This window comes from uncultured Rhodospira sp. (assembly GCF_937138205.1).
GTDB lineage: Bacteria > Pseudomonadota > Alphaproteobacteria > Rhodospirillales > Rhodospirillaceae > Rhodospira.
Genome location: NZ_CAKZOT010000081.1, coordinates 43,231 through 59,477 on the forward strand (window position 1 = coordinate 43,231; position 16,247 = coordinate 59,477).

At 72.0% G+C, this 16,247-nt stretch carries 13 protein-coding genes; 12 read left to right on the top strand and 1 reads right to left on the bottom strand.

The annotated features are described in order from the left end of the window. Positions 1–4: 4 nt before the first annotated feature. The 9 genes from Q0309_RS11615 (at position 5) to Q0309_RS11655 (ending at position 12,488) form a co-directional block, all read left to right on the top strand. Positions 5–340: a hypothetical protein gene (locus Q0309_RS11615; RefSeq protein ID WP_299440872.1), complete on the top strand. Its 336-nt coding sequence runs from the start codon at positions 5–7 to the stop codon at positions 338–340. 1 nt (position 341) lies between these two features. Continuing rightward, on the top strand, positions 342–806 hold the full coding sequence (locus Q0309_RS11620; protein ID WP_299440875.1) for a GPW/gp25 family protein: 465 nt from the start codon (positions 342–344) through the stop codon (positions 804–806). Further along, positions 807–2,630 carry a baseplate J/gp47 family protein gene (locus Q0309_RS11625; RefSeq protein ID WP_299440878.1) on the top strand — a complete coding sequence of 608 codons (1,824 nt, stop codon included), beginning with the start codon at positions 807–809 and terminating at the stop codon, positions 2,628–2,630. After that, positions 2,627–4,225, top strand: a complete 1,599-nt coding sequence (locus Q0309_RS11630; protein WP_299440881.1) for a hypothetical protein — start codon at positions 2,627–2,629, stop codon at positions 4,223–4,225. Before Q0309_RS11625 ends, Q0309_RS11630 begins: the two co-directional genes overlap by 4 nt. Positions 4,226–4,262: 37 nt before the next feature. Beyond that, positions 4,263–4,973 carry a PASTA domain-containing protein gene (locus Q0309_RS11635; protein WP_299440884.1) on the top strand — a complete coding sequence of 237 codons (711 nt, stop codon included), beginning with the start codon at positions 4,263–4,265 and terminating at the stop codon, positions 4,971–4,973. Positions 4,974–4,989: 16 nt separating this feature from the next. Further along, entirely contained in the window at positions 4,990–5,544 is a 555-nt protein-coding gene (locus tag Q0309_RS11640; protein ID WP_299440887.1) for a PASTA domain-containing protein, read from the top strand. Between the two features lie 32 nt (positions 5,545–5,576). Then, entirely contained in the window at positions 5,577–7,355 is a 1,779-nt protein-coding gene (locus tag Q0309_RS11645; RefSeq protein ID WP_299440890.1) for a hypothetical protein, read from the top strand. Between the two features lie 12 nt (positions 7,356–7,367). Continuing rightward, the gene (locus Q0309_RS11650) at positions 7,368–8,657 is read left to right on the top strand and encodes a collagen-like protein (protein WP_299440893.1); all 1,290 of its coding nucleotides are present in this window, start codon (positions 7,368–7,370) and stop codon (positions 8,655–8,657) included. 78 nt (positions 8,658–8,735) lie between these two features. Beyond that, a complete protein-coding gene (locus Q0309_RS11655; protein WP_299440896.1) occupies positions 8,736–12,488 on the top strand; it encodes a hypothetical protein in 3,753 nt (1,250 codons plus the stop codon). A 218-nt stretch (positions 12,489–12,706) separates the two neighbouring features. Here Q0309_RS11655 and Q0309_RS11660 read toward each other — a convergent pair whose 3' ends face one another. Continuing rightward, positions 12,707–13,486 carry an alpha/beta hydrolase gene (locus tag Q0309_RS11660; protein ID WP_299440898.1) on the bottom strand — a complete coding sequence of 260 codons (780 nt, stop codon included), beginning with the start codon at positions 13,484–13,486 and terminating at the stop codon, positions 12,707–12,709. Positions 13,487–13,580: 94 nt separating this feature from the next. On the opposite strand from Q0309_RS11660, the gene Q0309_RS11665 reads away from it, so the two are divergent. From Q0309_RS11665 to Q0309_RS11675, 3 genes are all read left to right on the top strand, one after another. Continuing rightward, positions 13,581–14,744, top strand: a complete 1,164-nt coding sequence (locus tag Q0309_RS11665; protein ID WP_366940600.1) for a glycosyltransferase family 4 protein — start codon at positions 13,581–13,583, stop codon at positions 14,742–14,744. Positions 14,745–14,759: 15 nt separating this feature from the next. Next, positions 14,760–15,731, top strand: a complete 972-nt coding sequence (locus Q0309_RS11670; protein WP_299440904.1) for a glycosyltransferase family 9 protein — start codon at positions 14,760–14,762, stop codon at positions 15,729–15,731. Between the two features lie 104 nt (positions 15,732–15,835). Continuing rightward, on the top strand, positions 15,836–16,240 hold the full coding sequence (locus tag Q0309_RS11675; protein WP_299440907.1) for a division plane positioning ATPase MipZ: 405 nt from the start codon (positions 15,836–15,838) through the stop codon (positions 16,238–16,240). The last annotated feature ends 7 nt before the right edge of the window (positions 16,241–16,247 follow it).

The window sequence follows — 16,247 nt, forward strand, 5'->3', positions numbered from 1 at the left end:
CGCCATGCCAGGACCGCCCGTCTCCATCGGATGCGCCGTGACCGTCAGCCCGGGGGCCGCCGGCCCGCCGGATACCGGCGTGATCATGACCGTGCTGCCGCCGTTCATCTCGGCGGGCGGAATGCCGCTCGCCACCACCGGGAGCCTGTGCCAGATGGTCAATTCCGTCAGCGGCGCGCCCTATCCGCTGCCCATCGGCTCGGCCGGCGGCTCCACCGTGGTCACTGTCGAGGGCAAGGCCCTGGTACGCATGGGCGACATGATCCCCTCCGGCAGCGGCATCATGACCATCCTCGGCCCGCCCGCCGCGCCGTGGATCACCGACCAGGGGGCGCCGTGACATGAGTATCACCCAGCGGCCCGTCTGGGGGCGCGACCTCCTGCTCGATTACCGGCATGGCGGATTCTACGAGGACGCCGACCTGGTGATCGCCGAGCGCTCGGCCGGGCCGGGCCGCCTCGCCGACCTGACCGTGGCGCCGGAGCTGGACACCGTGATCCAGGCGGTCGCCAACCGGCTGAAGACGCGCAAGGGCGAACTGGCGCCGCTGGGGCACCCCGACTACGGCTCGCGCCACCACGAACTGCTGGGCGAGCCCAACGTCGAGCGCACGCGCAACCTGATCAAGCTGTACGTGTTGCAGGCGCTGAAGCGCGAGCCGCGCATCGAAAAGGTGATCCGCTGCGACGTCACGGCGGCCCACACCCCGCCGCGCGAGGTGGTGCGGATCGCCCTGGGCCTGAAGCTGATCGGCGTGCAGGCGCCGGCCAACCTCGTCATCCCGTTCTCGCTGGAGGCGTCCTAGATGACCTATGTCGCCGAGCCCTATGCCCTGTTCGTCGATGACCTGCTGACGGCGTTCACCGGCGGGTCGATCCGGCAGGTGTTCCGCTTCCTGCCGGAAAACGAGCCGTTCGAGTTGAGCGCTCCGGCCGAGGTGCTGGCCAAGACCGTGCGGGTCCACGGCATCGCGGGTGGCGCGCACCGCGTGTTCCAGCGCACCCGCGATTTCGAGGTCGACAAGACGCGCATTGTCTGGCTGACCGGACCCGACGGCGGCCGGCGCGAGACCGCCGTCTGGCCCGACCCGGGCACGCGCTTCTACGCCAACTTCGAACACCGGGGCCTGTTCCAGTCGACGCCGCGCCTGACCGACCGCAACCCGGGCAGTGTGACCCGCCTGCTGGCCGAGAGCATGGGCCGCGAGCACGCGGTGCTGTCGGGGCAGTTGGAGGCGGTTTACCGCGCCGCCTTCCTGGAGACCGCCGAGGGGCGCGATCTGGACCAGGTGGTGGCGTTGGTGGGGGTGACCCGGCGCGGGGCCAGCGCCGCCACCGGGCTGGTGGTGTTCTCGCGCGCCACGCCGGCGCCGGGCGATATCTCAATCGCGGCCGGGGTGCGGCTGTCGACGGTGGACACGCCCGAGGTGATCTTCGAGGTGTCCGAAGCCCGCACCCTGCGGCGCGGCGAGCTGTCGGTCGATGTGCCCGTCTCCGCCCTGATCGACGGCCCCGACGGCATCGTGCCGGAAGGGGCCATCGGCCTGCTGCACCGGCCCATCCTGGGCATCGACACGGTGAGCAACCCGCGGCCGACGGCGCTCAGCGGCGCCCGGGAAAGCGACGTCGACCTGCGCGCCCGCGCCTCGCGCGCCCTGGAAAGCGCCGGCAAGGCCACGCGGGGCGCCATCGTCGGCGCCCTGACCCGCGTGGCCGGCGTGCGCGAGAAGGACGTGCGCGTGGGCGAGGATCCCATCGCCCGCCCGGGCATCATCGAACTCGACGTGGCCATCGGTCAGGAGCTGGACGAGATCCAGCGGACCGAGACCGTCGCCCGCGTGGCCGACCTGCTGGACGAGAGCCGGCCCGCCGGGATCCGTGTTCTGGCCAACCTGGACGCGCCCCTGCCGGTTGGGGCGACGGCGCCCACCGCCAACCCGCGCGCCAGCGAGGCCGGCGATCCCGTCACCATGGCCGGTGGCGAGGACCTGTTCGTCGACGTCGACGTCTCGGCCACGCTGATCCCGGCCCGCCTTGATCTCGCCGCCGAGGAGCGCGCCACCCTGCGCGCGGCCGGCGAGAGCGAGGTCAATGCCTTCATCGCCGAGGCCGGGCTGGGCGAGACACTGGTGTTCAACCGCCTCGTGTCCCGGCTGATGGCGCTGGAGGGCGTGCTGGACGTCTCCTTGGAGATGAGCCTGCCCGGCGACGCCTCCAGCGCCCGGCAGAAGAACATTCTTCCCGCCAAGCCCGGCGCGCGGCCCCGGGCCGGCACCATCGCCGTGCAGGTGGGCGCCTCGCTGATCCTGATCGACGTGTCCATCGCCGTCACGCTGAAGGGCGTGGCCCTGCTCGACCAGCCGGACTCGGCGCGGGAAAGCGCCCGGGCGGCGGTCGAGGCCGAACTGCGCGCCGGCGTGCCCACCCTGGCCGCGCCCGAACTGACCGAGGCCGTGCTGCGCGGCGTGCTGTCCACGTCCGACACCTACGAGGTGCGCGAACTGCACTACATGGTCACCTACCAGGACGCCGGCGTGCGGGTGCAGAGCCAGGACGTGACGCTGCCGCTGGGCGGGCTTGAGCAACTCTGGGTGCGCGGTGTGTCGCTGCTGGACGGAGACGGCGCATGAGCCGGGCCGACACCATCCTGTCGCGCTTTCCGGCCCACCTGGAGGCCGGGCAACCGCGCAAGCTGCTGGGGGTGATCGCCGGCGCGCAGGCGCGCGACATGGACGTGGCGGCGGCCGAGATGGCGGCCATCCGCCGCGCCCATCGCATCCGCGAGGCGGACGAGCTGGTCGACGTCATGCGCCTGGGGGCGCTGCACCGGATCAGGCCGGCCGAACTTGAGGTGCTGGCGCTGCGCTTCGAGCGCGCCAAAGCCGAGCTGGCGGCCATGGACGGCACCGACCCGCAGCCCGACCGGCTGGCGGCGGCGGAACGGTTGCTCGATACGTTTGGGGTGGCGGTGGAGGCGCCGCGCCTCACCGCCTGGCTGGACGCGGGCCTGGACGCCTCCGCGCTTGACGGGCCGGACGGCGCCATCGCCCTGGTGCGGCTGTCGGCGGCCGCGCATCGCGCCCTGCGCCGGGCCGCGTACGTCACTCTGGCGCGGGCGCGGGTGCTGGGCATCTGCCGCCGGCACGCGCGCGGCAACGGCACGGTGGCGGCGCTGATCGAGGGCGCGGCCAACGCGCTGGACCTGGATATCGGGCCGATTTTGCACAGCGAGGACCGCTACCTGCACGCCGCCCTGGCCACCGACCGGCTGCGCCTGAACGGACCACCCGACGACACCGGCCGCGCGGCACCTCTACCGGCGGCCGAGGAGATCATCGGCCTGATCGAGAACCCGCGGCGGCGTGAGACGACGGACGCCACCTTCCGCCACCACGGCGAGGTGTTCGAGGTGAAACGCCGCGGGTTCGAGCGTGTGCGGCTGGCGATCCAGGTCTACGGCGAGGCCGAGCGCACCCACCGGCCGATGGTGGTCAACCGTGACGAGGGGCGCGGCGTCGGCTTCATGGGGCAGGTGCCGGCCGGCAGCCTGTTGGAGATCGACGAGGACGGGCACGCGCGCCTGGACGGCGCCGACGTGACGTCGTTCGCGTTTTCGTTCCAGGGCGCCGTGTTCGCCGACGCCGACGCGCCGCACGCCAAGGATTTCCGTTTCGACGCGGCGGATTGCACCTTTGCCGTCAGCCAGCCGGCCGGCGCCATCGGGCGCGGCTATTCCTATCCCCACGCCGGTCAGCCGATCACCGTGCCGGGCATTGGCGTCGGCGTGACGCGTTACGCGGCCTTCTGCGGCCTCGCCCATTTCGGCAGCCGGATCAACGCGGAGGCGCCCGTGGTGACGCCGGTGCCGACGGCCTTTTCCGGTACCTTCGACCGCACCGTGTTCGCCGGCCTCGACGACGGCACGCGGCCCGATTTCGGCGCCATCGCCTTCAGCTGGCTGGAGCGGCGGGCCTACACCGTTCAGGTGGTCATCCCGGCGCGCTTCCGCGCTTTGGACCCCGACGACGAGGACGGCGCCGCCGTGCGCCGACACGTGGCAACGGCGCTCGACCGGTTCCGCGCCGCCGGGATCGTGCTGGAGGTGCGTTTCCTGGACGACCGGTTCGTGGTCGGCGAGGCGGTGTTGAGCGAGGGCGCGGCGGTCGATCCGATCGATGCCCTGAAGGGCGGCACGGTGCTGTGGGACAGCCCCGAGACAGAATGATGTTCAGGCGTTCGGCGAGCAGGAGCGAGACACGGCTATGGCATTGGAAGACTTCATCGCGCGGGAGGTGGCGCCAGGCGAGCCCCTGACCGCCCAGGCCTGGAACGACATCGTGCGCGCCACGGCCGATCTCATTTCGACCGTCCAGGGCCTGTCGGGTTCGGTCGTCGAGGTCACGGTCGGCAACAGCGACCTGGACCCGGCGCGCATCCGGGTGACGGCGCTGGGCGAGGACGGCAGCGCGGTCGAGGCGGCGCGGCCCATCACACCGGGCGGCCCGTTCATCCTCACCAACCTGATGCCCGGGCCGTACACCATCCGGGCCAGCGCCCCCGGCTTCAGCGCTGCCACGGCGGCCATCACGGCGCCGGCCGCCGCGCCGGTCCAACTGACCATGGAACGGACCAAGCCGCGAATGCCGGCGGTGTTCGGCCAGGCGTTGGACGCCACGCTGTCGACGTTGCAGGCGGCGGGGATCGTGGTGGCGCGCATCGTCGACGTGACCGGCCGCGACGTCGCCCCCGCCAACCCCGACCCGGACTACCGCGACGCGCCGGTGCTGATGCACCTGCCGGCCGCTGGCGAGCCGGTGGCGGCGGACAGCGGCGCCCAGCTTGTCGTCGCCGCCGCGTTGAAGGTCGAGCCGTCGGTCGAGGTGCCGTCGCTGACCGGCCTGACGCTGGACGAGGCGCGCAAGGTCCTGGACGACCTGGGCCTGGTGCTCGGCAAGGTCACCACCCGAACCTGATGGGAGGAAAAACACCATGGCTGAACCCCGGTTCACGAGCCCGCCGGTCAAGGCGAAGACAATGACCGTCTCCTCCAAGGTACAGTTCGTGGACCTGAGCGAGGAGGCGGCCAAGGCCAACATCGTGCGCGAGGGCCTGTCCGTCCCGTCGGTGACGCTGGACAAGGAGGCGCTTGACCGTTTCGTGCTGGAGGACGTGGTCAAGCCGTCCTCGGCGCCCCGCGTGGTGTCGCAGTCGGTCAAGGCCGGCAACAAGGTGCCACGCGGCACGGTGGTCGACCTGTTCATGGCGCCGCGCCAGTCGGTGCCGGGCACCCTGATCCCGGCGCCGCATCGCGGCATCGCCCAAGAGGACACGACGATGGACGATATCGTGAAAGGCGTCCTGGCGCCGCGCGACCAACGGGAACGGGTCGCGAAATACAAGTCTTTTGAGGAAATGCCGGAGCCTGAACGCGCGGCATTCCGCCAGGGCCTGCAGGACCGGGATGTGCCTGTCGACGACACGCAGGCCGACCTCAGCGCCGATGCCGCGTTCCGCACCATGAAGTCGGCCCTGGCCTTCAGTTGAGGCTGGCCTTCAGTCGAGACGGGGGCCGTGCCATGGCCGTCAAGAGCACCTCCAACGCTGCCGCCGACGCGCTTGTCGTGGAGGGACACGCCGAGAGCCGTTACGCTCGGGCCAAACCGGCGCAGTTCGCCGTCAGCGTGACGGCCGAGGTGCTGGAGAGCGCGGTCACGGAACTGGCGGCGCAGCTCGACGCCGGCCTGATCCAGGCCTTGCTGCCACGGGGCGCGCTGGAGGCACGACGGGAGATCACGCTGCCCGCGAACACGCTGGTCGACGATGTGTCCGTGGTGCTCAGCGCCTATCCCGCCGCCCTGACCCCGGCGCGCGCGGTGGCGCAGGTGCGCACCGCGCCGCCCCAACACGGCTATGAGGCCATCGCCGAGCGGGCGCTGATCGTCGACCTGGGCGTGCCGCGCACGGTGACCGCCGTGGCGGTGCCGTCCGGCTTCGGGGTCTACGCGGTGCGCGCCTGGAACGGAACGGCCTTCGCGAATGATCCGCCGGTGTTCCCGGTGCCCAATGCCCTGCCGGCCGATGGATCGAGCTTTGGTTCGTATATCGTGTTTCCCGCCGAGGTGCGGACGGAGCGGCTGGAGATCACCCTGACGGGCGACGGCGCCGAGCAGGACCTGATCGACGGCACCATCCTCTCCCTGCCGGACGCGCCGGCCAACCTGCAATTGGCCATCGAGGGCAGTGGCATCGTCTGGCGCGAGCAGGGGATCGTCACCCCCACCACCGGGAGCGACCTGACGACCACCGCCTGGAACGACCAGGGCCAGCGCCGGGTCGACCTGACCGAGGCCTTGCGGGCGCGCCTGGGCGACCCGACGGCCGGCGGCGAGGCGACCCTGGCCCTGACGCTGACCAGCACGGCGCCGGGCGTGCTGCTGATCTCCGACCTTCAGGGCGAGACCCGGCGCATCCGCCGCGCCACACTGACCGGGCAGTCGGGCGAGGCGGTTGAGTTCGACGGGGAGGGGAGGATCGTCCAGGCCCTGACCGTGGCCGGCCTGCCCGCCGAGGCTCAGATCAGCGAGATCCGCTTCACCGCCAGCGCCACGCCGAAACCGCCGCGCACCATCCCTCCGGTGGGGCCGGACCCGAGCCCGAAGGTGACTCTGACGCTGGACCCCGACCATGCCGTGCTGGTGCGCCTGCCGGTGGCCGCCGGGCTGGCGGTCCTGGAGGGCCTGAAGGTCGCCGCCACGGCCGGTCCCGCCGGGGCCGAGATCCGCGCCCTGTTGTGGGACTCGCGGGTGGACGCGGAGGAGGCGGTGACCGAAACCCTGGTCTCGATCCCCACGGGTCCGTTCGATGCCCCGGCCAGCGAGCCGGCCACGCTGGCGGCCGGGGTCGAGGGCTGGGCGCGCCTGCCGTTCGCGGAGCCGGTGGAAATGCCCGCCGACCGCCCGCTGTGGGCCGCCATCCTGTGCAGCCGGGGCGCCGCCACCCTGACCATGACCGACGCCGCGCCCCAAACCGCAACCCCGACCCCAACCCCAACAGAGGTGGGGCGGGTGCGGGTCGGGCCGAGCGCCGGGCCGTTCCAGACACTGCCGGCGTTGTTCGATGAAGAGGGCTATGCCGGCCTGCGCGCCCGCGTTCGCGTGACCGGCACCGCCCCGGCGGAGAGCCCGATCGACCCGCTGGCGCTGGGCTGGCCCGCGACGGCAACGGTCATGCCGACCAAGAAGGGGACGCGGGTGACGCTCCCCGTGGGGGCGGGGGGCGGGCCGGCGCTCGACCTGGTGGCCCTGACCGCGATGACCCTGACCCTGACCGACATCGACGTCGTTTCCGATATCTAGGACGGACGAGCCATGGCCCAGGATGCGCGCACCACTTTCGTCGACGGCCTGCGGGTCACGGCCGACCACCTGCAGCATATGCAGGACCGGCTGCGCGAGGCCGTCATGGACCTGCGGATGACGGTCGGGCTGGGCCGCGTCGCCTGGGGCCTGCGGGCGACTCTGGATGGGGGCGCCGTGGCGCTCACCCCCGGCGCGGCCTTCACGCCGTCCGGCGTGCGGCTGTTCGTGGACAGTCCTCAATCGCACGACCTGCCGCCGGAGCGGCCGTTGCGGTTGGTCATGCGGGCGGCCAACAGCGATGTCGAGGCGTTGCGGGTGGGCGACGTGCAGACCCTGGTGACCCTGTCCACCACGGTCACACTGGAACCGGACGACGGCGGCGACGTGGGGCCGGACGCCCTGGTCATCGCCACGGTGGACGGGTCGGACGCGCTGGCCCAGCCGGACGGGCTGTTCGTGGCCACGGGCGTTCATGGGCACACCGGCGCCCATGTTCAGGACGAATTCGGCCATTGGCGCTTCGACGGCGCCGAGATCCAGGGGGCGCAAGGGCCGCCGGGGCCGGATGGTCCGCCCGGGGCGCAAGGCCCCGAAGGTCCGCCCGGGCCACAAGGCCCCGAAGGCCCGCCCGGGCCACAAGGCCCGCAGGGAGACCCGGGTCCGGCGGGCGCGGCGGGCGATCCTGGTCCGCCGGGGGATCCCGGGCCTCCGGGTCCGGCCGGCGATCCGGGACCACAGGGCGAGCCCGGGCCTCCGGGGCCGCAGGGGGAAACCGGTGCACCCGGCGCGCCCGGCGACACCGGCCCGCCCGGCCCCCGGGGCTCCCGTGGCCCCCAGGGCGAGCCCGGCAAGGGCCTGTCCCGCGAGTGGCCGTTCGTGGCCGAGATGGCCTGGAAGCACGGCGCCACCATGAGCCCGCCAGATGCCGTGCGCCTGCTGTCCAATCTCCAGGCCACCCTGTCCGTCGACCCGCACCCGACGGTGCTGGAGCGCCAGCCGCAGATCGTCGAGGTCTGGTTCTCGCGCGCCGAGACTCAGGCGCCACAGCCGCTTTTGACCCTGCACGGGACCACCACCCTCGACGGCGCCGGCGTCTTTTGGAAGCCGGCGGTCGAGCCTGGCATGATCGAGGAGGTTCTGATCGACGGCGGGCGTCTGATCATCCGTCTGCATGTCGGCTCGATCTTCGACGAACAAGAGCGTTTCTTCTCGGCCGCCCTGGATGCCGCCATCGGCGTCGAGACCCTGCACGCCCCGGGCGGCGTGCATGAGACGTGGATGATCATCGAACGCGGCTGACGGCGCGCGACACCGCGGAGGCCGGGAGCCGGACGTGTCCGGGTCCGGGCCGATCCAGGAAAGACCGAGGGCCACGCCATGGCGGATGACGACGACACCCTGCTTGAGGCCGGAACCGAAGCCGACAACGACAGCCGGCTCTTCGCCCGCAAGCCCGACGACGAATGGGACCGCCCGGACGTCATCCTGCACGCGCTGACCAGTCTGGACCTGGACCGCATCCCGACCAGCGCCTTCGACCGGGCGGCCGATCCGGCTTTCGCCGATGCGCGGTCGGCGGCCCTGACCTGGGCGGGGCGCGGTCCCCGCAACGTCGGCGGGCGCATCACGGCGTTGGTCCAGGACCCGCAGAACCCGGGAACGTTCTACGCCGGCAGCAGCCAGGGCGGGGCATGGAAGACCACCAATCACGGCGACACCTGGGCGCCCCTGACAGGTCTGGTGCGGGCCAACAAGGAGGTGGCCGCCGCCGTCGGCGCGGTGGGGCTGTGCGCGCGTTCGCCCGATCATGTTTATGTGGCGACGGGGGTCCTCATCGACAAAGACACCATCACCGGCATCGGCTTGTTCTACAGCGACGACGGTGGCCAGACCTTCGACCAGGTGGCGGCGGAAACCCACGGCGCCGGCGACGCCTTTCGGCGCTTTTCCAAGATCCTGGTCGATCCGTGGGAACCGGGCCGGGCCTGGTGCGCCTCGGAGCACGGGCTGTACCGCACGGAACCGGCGGCGACGGCGGGCGATCCGCCGCAGGCCCAGCCTACGGCGGACACGACCGGCCTGCCCAGCACCGACGTCAGCGATCTGGCCATCGACTTCGGCGGCCTGAACCCCGCCGCGCGGCCGGCCAAGTATACGGTCTACGCGGCCATCAAGGGACAGGGCGTCTATCGGGGCGTATTCGACTGGTCGACGCAGACCTATGACGTGGTCGGCGGCACCACGTGGACCCGGGTGTTCGATCCGTCGCCCCATGCCGCCAATCCGCGACGCATCCTGTTCGCGCTGTGCGCGTCGCAGCCCGACCGGCTGTATTGCGTGTTCAGCTACTACCAGGACGGCACCAAGTCCTCGCGCGTCTTCCGCTCGGACGATACCGGCGCCACGTGGAACCCCACGCCGGCCCTGAGCGCGAGCCAAGGTGTGCATCGGGACGGCAACCAGCACTTCCACGCCTACGTGCTGGAGGTCTGCCCGCGCGACCCGGACGTGGTGGTGGCGGGGTCGGTGAATCTGTATGCCACCCGCGACGGCGGCGGCGCCTGGACCAAGATCCTGGACTGGACGCAGTACGACCTGGGCGACCGGGCCCAGCACGCCGACATGAAGGCGGTGGTGTTCGAACACGCCCAGTACGGCAACGCCGCCGCCTTCACCGGGCCGGACGCCCGCCGGCCGCGCGAGATCTGGGTCGCCAACGACGGTGGCGTCAGTCAGGGCCTGACGGACGGCTCGGCCTGGCGCAAGCGCAGTCACGGCATTCTGGCCACCCAGTTCTATGACATCCAGGTGCATCCGGAGTTCCCCTACATCCGCTCCGGCGGGTTCCAGGACAACGGCACCTGGATGGGCTTCGGCGGTCCGACCTGGCACCACATGGGCGGCGGCGACGGCGGCGGGTCCGCCTTTTACCACGGCGACATCCAGCGCCTGCTGCTGAGCTGGCAGGGCGGATCCGACCATGTTTTCAGCCTGATCGATGCCCGGCCGGAAACCCGCCTGATGCCCCTTCCGCGTGTGCAGCCGGAACTGGAATACCGCAACCCGCTGCCCGATGTGGCCGGGCTGGGGCCGACCGAGCACGACGGCCCGTTTCGCATCACCGTCGGCAACCAGACGAACCGGACCACCGGGTTCCAGCACGGGGGCGTGTTCGGCGGCCGGGTCATCGACCATCCCGACGCGACGCCGGATTTCCTGGTGGCGCGCGGCGGCGCGGCCTATCGCTCGACCGACGGTGTCCAGTTCGACCGCCTGACGGGCAGCGGCGCCAACGACCCGTCGGCCATCAGCGGCCGCGATGTCACGGCGCTGGCCTACTCGCCGGCCAGCCCGGACACCCACTGGTGGGTCGGTACGGAGGGAACCGCCAACGACGCGTTCCTGTTCCGGACCACGGACGGCGGCGCGTCGTGGCTGCGCGTGGACACCAGCCAGATGAGCTACATCGCCGACGTCAGCGGCCACCCGACCCGGCCGGAGGTGGCGGCGGTCGCCCTGTCGCGCGATGCCGATCAGGTCTACGTGACGCCGGATTCGGGTGCCACGTGGCACGAAGTCGCCCGCAGCAGCGGCGATCCCAACCGCGACATGCCCCGGACGCCGGTCACCTGTGTTCGCTTCGATCCCAACAGCCCGAACGACCTGAGCCAGCCACAGACGCTCTATGTGGGCACCGGGGCGGGCGTGTTCGTGGCCCGCGACATAGACCTGTCGGCCGCCAGCCCGCACGGAACGTGGCGGCACCTCAACGCCGGGATGCCCCTGGTCACGGTGCAGGACCTGCACCTGGTGCCGATCCTGGCCGAGGATGGCTCGGTCGCCCGGCATCTGTTGCTGTGCGCGACCTACGGCCGGGGCCTGTACGAGTGCGCGTTGGACGGCACCCCCGCTGTGCGGCTGTTCATGCGCGCGACGGTCATCGATGACGGCACGACCTATCACGATTCGCAGGCGGCCACGACCATCGACCCGCGCATTCGCATGGTGGGAACCGACGCGACGGAGGAGCTGCACTGGCACCGCGCGTTCGACCTGCGCGTCGACAGCCGGGACAACTTCGATTACGGCGACACGTTCGACGGCGTCGACTTCGACGAGTCGTTCCGCAGTGGCATTCTGAACGTCGGCCGGCAGAACCGGATCTTCGCGCAGATTCACACGGCGGGGCACGAGACGGTCGACGGGATCGACCTGCGCCTGTACTACGCCCACGCCGAGGCGGCGGCGCCCGGCCAGGATCCGCGCGCGCCGGATCTCGATGCCGGCTTCTGGGACGACTTCCCGACGCCGCCGCCGGACGGCGCCACATGGCGGCTGGCCGCGCACACGACCGTCGACGGCGTCGCCCCCGACACGCCGAAGGTGGTGGGCCTGCCCTGGACGCCGCCGGGCACGCTGGGCCGGCACGTGGCCGTGCTGGCGGTGATCACGCACGCCGACGACGACCTGACGGCCGACGGTCCCTCCCTGAGCGTCGACGCGCGCAACGACGCCGGGGCGCTGTCGCGGACGGAACGCCGGGTGGCCCTGCGGGTGGTGCGGACCGAGCCCGTCCTGCATGTGGCCGACGGCGTGGATGACCGGGACCTGCGGATGCTGGCCTGGGGCGGTCGCAGCCCTGCCATCCGCATCGCCGAAACTGCGCTGCCCGATCCGGACGCCGCGCTCGCCGAACCGCCGGCGGAAACGCCCACGCTGCCGGCGACGGGCACCCGGCACATCTACGTCGCCGTGGGCAACCGGCGTCAGGCCCCCATCGAGGTCGAGGTGCGCCTGTTCGCCGCGCCGTACCCGGGGTTCGCCGACGTCACCGGCTGGACCAGCGTCGGCCAGGAGACGTTCACCGTTCCCGGCGGCGCCCGGCGGTTCACGCCCAACGGGTTTGAACTTGCCGACGCCGGCGCCCTGGCGCCCGGGCCGGGCTATCGGGCGGTGGCGCTGATCGTCCTGGTCGAGGCGCGGACGGAGGACGGCAACCGGGTGCTGGAGCCCCTGCCCGACACGTCCGCCGTCTCCGACCTGGCCTCGTTCTGGGCCGTGTTCGGGCGGCCCAGCGCCTGGCACGGCGGCGGCGGCGCCAGCCTGCTGGCGGTGCGGGTGGAGGCGTGACACCGGCGTCACCCGATCATCGCGTGCCCCACTACCGACCACAGAACCAACACCAGGAACAGCCCCGACAACGCGGCCCCTTCCCGCAGCATGTCCGTCATGGTCATCGTTTTCGCCCCTTTGCTGAAGTTGTTCCCTCTATGTTCCTGTCGGGAATGAGAACATAGAGCGAACAGTTCGTCAAGGCCGAAACGTCGGGGCTCCCGCGTGGGCCAATCTCACCCCTCGACCCGGCGCAACACCCCCTCGACCACCGCCTCCAGCCGGGCCAGGTCATGCGGCTCGGACAGGCGATGTTCGCCGCTCTTGATCAGCGTCAGGTCGACGTCGTCGCTGTCCAGCCGCTCCAGCAGGCGCTGCGCGGTCTGCCACGGCACCGACTCGTCCTTCATGCCCTGGATCAGCCGCACCGGGCAGCGGATGGGGATCGGCCCGCCCAGCAGCAGGTGGTCCCGCCCCTCGTCGATCAGGCGCTTGGTGATGGGATAGGGGTCGTCGCCGTATTCGGTCGGCGCGTACAGCACGCCGTCCCGCTCCAGCGTCGCCCGGGCCGCGTCATCGAACAGCGACCACATCAGCTCCTCGGTGAAGTCGGGCGCGGCGGCGATGCCCACCAGGGCGGCTACCCGCTGCGGCCGGGCCAGCGCCGCCAGCAGCATCAGCCAGCCGCCCATGGAACTGCCCACCAGCACCTGCGGTCCCTCGGTGACATGGTCCAGCACCTGGATCAGGTCGTCCGCCCAGGCGCCGATGGTGCCGTCCTCGAAACGCTCGTCCGACTGGCCGTGGCCGCGCTGGTCGAAGCGGACGAAGGCGCGGCCGGTCCGGCGTGCCCAGGCCTCCAGGTGGACCGCCTTGCTGCCGGTCATGTCCGACATGAAGCCGTGGATGAACACCACGCCCGGCCCCTTGCCGGCTGTCGCGTGATAGGCGATGGTGGCCCCATCCGGCCGGGTCAGGCGCCGCGGGGCATCGGGTTCGGTGGTCGTCTGGGTCATGTCTGGCGGGTGTCCTGGGGTTGGTGCGGGGGATGGATTGGCGGCGCACGGTACCACCGACGGGCGGAGCAGGGAAACGGACGGCGCACCGGTCGTGCTGCAGGTGCTGCCGGCGCTGGAGACCGGCGGGGTCGAGCGCGGCACGGTGGACGTGGCCGAGGGGCTGGCGGCGGCCGGCTGGGGCTCGTTGGTGGCCTCGTCCGGCGGCCGCATGGCGCGCGAGATCGAGCGGGCCGGCGGCACCCATGTTACCCTGCCATTGGCAACCAAGAACCCTCTGGCGATGCGGCGCAACGCCGCTCGGCTGGCTCGCCTCGTGACCGAGCACGGGGTTTCGCTGATCCACGCCCGCAGCCGCGCCCCGGCCTGGAGCGCGTGGCTGGCCGCGCGGGCCACCGGTGTGCCGCTGGTCACCACCTTTCACGGCACCTACACGCACGGGCCGCTGGGCCTGAAGATTCCGTACAACCGCGTCATGACGCTGGGCGCGCGGGTGATCGCCATTTCCCGCTTCATCGCCGGGCACATGCACGAGCATTACCATACGCCGCCGGAGCGCATCCGCGTCATTCCACGCGGCGTCGATCTGGCCCGCTTCACGCCGGAGGCCGTGACCCGCGCCCGCATTGCCCGACTGGCCACCCGGTGGCGGCTGCCGGACGACGCGCCGGTGGTGCTGCTGCCCGGGCGGCTGACCCGCTGGAAGGGGCAGGCCCTGTTGATCGAGGCCATGGCGCGTCTGAACCGGCCCACGGTGCGGTGCGTGATCGTCGGGTCCGACCAGGGCCGGAGGGAGTATCGCCACGAGCTGGACGCGCTCGTCGCCGCGCACGGCCTGGGCGGGCAGGTTCACATCGTCGATCACTGCGACGACATGCCGGCGGCCTATCGCCTGGCCAGCGTTGTGGTGTCGGCCTCGCTGGAGCCGGAGGCGTTCGGCCGCGTGCCGGCCGAGGCGCAGGCCATGGGCCGGGTGGTCGTGGCGCCCCACCACGGGGCGGCGCCGGAGATCGTCGAGGCCGGCGGATCGGGCTGGTTGTTCACGCCCGGCGACGGCGCCAGCCTGGCCGATCATCTGGCCGTGGCCCTGGACCTGGACGAGGCCGCCTATGACGCCATGGCCTGGCGCGGCATGATGCTGACCCGCCGGGAGTTCGCGAAAGACGTCATGGTCCGCCGCACCCTGGCGGTGTACCGCGATGTCCTGTACGACGAGGCACCGCCGGCCGAGATTCGATGGCACGGACCACCCGCGTAGACCGTCACCGACACCATGCCCGACCCCTCCCGCCGCCCGCGCATTCTGGTCATCAAGCTGTCCGCCCTGGGCGACGTCGTCCTGGCGCTGGGGCCGATGGCCACCCTCCGCCGGCACCACGCGGACGCCCACCTGACCCTGCTGACGACGCGCCCGTTCGCGCCGCTGCTGGAGGCGAGCGGCCTGTTCGACGCCATCCACCTGGACCCGAAGGCCGGCCCGCGGCGGCCCGGCGCCTATGTCGGCCTGATCCGCTGGCTGGCGGCGGCGCGGTTCGACCGGGTGTATGACCTGCAGACATCGGACCGCTCGTCCGGATACTTCCAGGCCCTGCGCCTGATGGGCCAGGCGCCACCGTGGAGCGGCATCGCCCGGGGCTGTGCCTTCCGCCACGACACGCCGCACCGCACGCGCCTGCACTCCATCGAGCGTCAGGCGGAGCAACTGCGCCTGGCCGGCATTCCGGAGACCCTGTTCCCCGACCTGTCGTTCACGTGGCAGGGACCGAACGCCGCCGACGTGGACCGCTTCGGCCTGCCGCAGCCGTTCGCGCTGCTGGTGCCGGGCGGCTCGGCGCATCGGCCGGAGAAGCGCTGGCCGGCCGAGCGGTTCGCCGCGCTGGCGCGCTCCCTCAGCGACGAGGGCCTGACGCCGGTGCTGCTGGGCACGGCGTCCGAGGCCGGGGTGATCGAACAGGTGCGGGCCGGCTGCCCGGCCGCCGTGCCGCTGGTGGACCGCACGGCGCTGCTCGATATTCCGGCGCTGGGACACCGCGCGGCCCTGGCCGTGGGCAACGACACCGGCCCCTTGCACATGATCGCCCTGGCCGGCTGCCCGACGGTGGCGCTGTTCTCGGCCGCCTCCAACCCCGACAAGCACCGGCCGCGCGGCCCGGCCGTGGCGTGCCTGCGGCGCGACGCCCTGGCCGACCTGCCGACCAGCGAGGTGATCGACGCCGCCGCGCGCGTCCGCGCGCCGGTTCGGTGATCCAGGTGTTTCCTCGACCCCCTCATGCGTTGGCGAGAGCCGACAGATCGGCACAAAACCCCACCCCAACCCTCCCCATTTCATGGGGAGGGAGCCCGGCCAGTATGCGCATCCTGCGCCCCAGCCACTACAGCGAGATGGTCTGGGACATCAAGAAACAGCGCGGCCTGCGCGACGGCGGCTCGATCCACTGGGTGGTGCTGCGCAACCGACTGTCGCAACTCGACGCCCGCAACAAGCGCGACATGGAGGGCCTGTTGCGCGATCTGGCGCGGCGCATCGGCTTCCAGCTGATCGAGGGCCTGTGCGAGCGCGTGATCTACCGCGAGATGTACCTGAAGGGCCTGACCCTGCTGGACCTGCGCGAGAAGGGCACCGACATCACCTTGTCCATGTCGCACATCGCCGCGCGGCAGGAACTGCGCCGCCTGCTCGACGCGCTGGGCGTGCCGCAGCAGGCCGGCGGCGCCGACGAGCCGGAGCCGGTGCGCGCGGCGGCGGTGGGGTGAGGGCATC